Raw genomic sequence first — 2,716 nt, forward strand, 5'->3', positions numbered from 1 at the left:
TCAATAGTTTATTTACCAGTGGGAATCGTGGGCATAGTGGCACAATTTTCTTAAATGCATTTACTCCCCCAGGGCATTCCATTTACTCTACATTTGAAATTACATTTGGAATCTATTCTTACCATTAAGCTTTCAATTCTCTCTCTCATCTTCAAATCTTTTTCTTCTCTTTAACGCCTTTATTTCTTCTTTCTCTTCTGTTTCTCTCTCTTCTCCACTTCTCTTCAATTCTCTTTTTCCCTTTCTTTTGAAACTCTCTCTTCATTCTTCGTCTTCTCCTGTCGGTCCCAGTATAACAGCATTTTTATGTTCTGTCTTTTTTCCTAATTGCATCAACTTTTCTTCTAATGTCTTCAGGAATCTTTTTCTCCCTCTCAGGATTCACACCAAAATACAAAACACTTTTTACTCCCTTTAAAAACCTTTAGCGCCTTTAGCTTCTTTAAAGGAGCTAAAGAGGATAAAGAAACTAAAGAATATAAAGAAGTTAAAGGGGTTAATATAATATTTTAAGAGAGACATCGATTTCTTCAGAAATTTATTAACACTTTTTACAGTTTTTTCAATTCCATTATCAGGTTCTTTTTTTTTCTCCTCTTTCTCGATTTTCCTCCTCAGGCATCATGAGGAGCTAGAGGTCGAGATTCATTTTCTTCCTCTTCCTTCATCTTTTCCTTCCTTATTCTATCTACTTTTTCCTCTATATTAATTGGAGCTGCCTCAAACAACGCTTGTCTTCTAGTAAACTCATTCAAATCCCAGAACCATTTTCCACCCAATCCTCTTTCTTTAAAGGCTTTAACACCGATCATTTTATCTTTGGCTCTTCTCAGAGTTCCCCACGAAATAGCTTCCTCTCTTGCAGCACTTTTTATCTCTTTTACAGGTAAAGCATCGTCTTTTAAAGTCTTCAAAAGGAATTTTTTAGCCCGTTTAGTTTCGCTTATTCTTTCCACAGGAGCAAGCACTTCTTCTATATCAAAATCATCTCCAACAGGATTGCTCTCAAAAATAACTTTGGCTGATTTTCCTAAATTTTTTAGGTGGAAGGCAAGAGTTTTTTGTTCAGGAGCAAGATTATTTTTCAGTGGAGAAAAATATCTTCTTTTGTTTTCTTCATCCTCTCTATCTTTAGCAATTAGCCAAATAGCCCTTGCTACTGAAGGGAAGCCCATTGAGCCCATAATACGATACAGTACCTGAAGAGAGGTATTCTTATTACAGTGCATAATTCCCACAATAGCCAAGTGATATTTTCTTGCTAAAGCATTAATTGGTGCCAGTGCCCAACGAACATCACTATACTTATGTGTATCCACATGGCCTATATAATCACTCAGCGGGTCTATCACTACTAAACGATAACCTTTGTTTTTTTCCAATATATCTTCCAACCTGTGGATATCCTTAGTGAGATTAAGAATTTTTATCCTCCCTGATGCATCACGACTCCCTTCTAATACACTTATTTTGTCCAAGTTAGCACCAGCGGCCTCTGACCTAGGACGAATTGCATAATTAGGATCTTCATCTGTACTGAGTATCAAAACCTTTCCACTCTTAATAGATTTATCTGGTACATCGGGCCACGACCCACCTGTTGAGACTTGAGCACTAAGAAAATAGGAAAAATAACTCTTGCCAACACCTGGATCTCCTATAAGGAGAGTGATTTCCCCTAAAGGTATATGATACTGCCACAGCCATTCTACTTCCTCCGCCTCTATAGTAGATAGAGTCCTTAATCCTCCATCTTTAACACCTACACTGGCTGCCTGATTTATGGAGTTCACAATCCCATCATAGTCACCTTTTTTTAGTCTCTCAGCCGCTTCCAGAATAGATTTATTAAAAGTTTGGTGACGGCCAAATTCTACAACATTGTCTCTAATGTAATCGAAATTGCTGTCCCTTGTTAGTTTTATCAGCTTTTCATAGACATCCAGATATTCGTTGCTAGGCAATCTCTTGTCTGTGCTCAGAAAGGCATCTAACTTTTGTAACAGTTCATCTTCTGTTGGAGGTCTGGAATACTTGTTAAAAAAGTCAATTATGAGAGTCGTTAGACCTCTCAAAACTGGATTGTCGAAATACTCTGGTCTTACAAGTCCGATATTTTCCTCTAATGCCTGATTTTCAGCAAGAAGCCAAGCGACTATCATTTTCTGAATATCAAGTGTAAAACCATAAGTCTCTTGATTCTGTTTTTCACTTTTCATTTCCATGATTCTCCTCTTCCTTGACTAATTTGAATTTTCTTCCTTGATAGATTTTTCCATCAAGGAGTTTGCCTGTGCAAAGGTCATTCACATAGAGTTGACGGATGCACAAAAAATTTTCTCCATCTTCTGTTATGAAGATACCTTTAATTTGGTGTTTAGTTTGCATTTCTTTCTCCTTAAATTAATTTTATTTTCATCCTCCAATAAAAAAAGGAGGCTTTTTGAGAGCCTCCTTTTTAATATTTTTTTCATTTTTGCCATTACGGATAGATTACCGCAAATGGACTTTCATCGTTGGTTTGCGTATACTGATGGTTGTTGTCTCCCAGAAGTAAGAACATCCTCCAGGGTGAACAGCAATTTTTATGAATAATCCAGGTTAAATCAGGTTTCTTATACCTTAAGGTTTGTCTTTTCTTTTGTAAGGAAAGTAACAATTATCGCTAGTGAAATGGCGGCAATGAAAGTTACGGCTCGTGCAGTAATTGTATGAT

At 36.6% G+C, this 2,716-nt stretch carries 2 protein-coding genes; both read right to left on the minus strand.

Translation table 11 applies throughout. The features are described from left to right. Positions 1–614: 614 nt before the first annotated feature. The gene (locus tag VMW81_09895; protein HUU51250.1) at positions 615–2,225 is read right to left on the minus strand and encodes an AAA family ATPase; all 1,611 of its coding nucleotides are present in this window, start codon (positions 2,223–2,225) and stop codon (positions 615–617) included. Next, a complete protein-coding gene (locus tag VMW81_09900; protein HUU51251.1) occupies positions 2,209–2,388 on the minus strand; it encodes a hypothetical protein in 180 nt (59 codons plus the stop codon). Before VMW81_09900 ends, VMW81_09895 begins: the two co-directional genes overlap by 17 nt. Between the last annotated feature and the right edge of the window lie 328 nt (positions 2,389–2,716).

Source organism: Nitrospinota bacterium (genome assembly GCA_035528715.1).
In the GTDB taxonomy this organism is placed as follows: Bacteria; JADFOP01; JADFOP01; order DATKYB01; family DATKYB01; genus DATKYB01.

Excerpts from the sequence above, each read along its gene's own strand:
- VMW81_09895 (HUU51250.1), bottom strand. The coding sequence starts at position 2,225 with ATGGAAATGAAAAGTGAAAAACAGAATCAAGAGACTTATGGTTTTACA.
- VMW81_09900 (HUU51251.1), bottom strand. The coding sequence starts at position 2,388 with ATGCAAACTAAACACCAAATTAAAGGTATCTTCATAACAGAAGATGGA.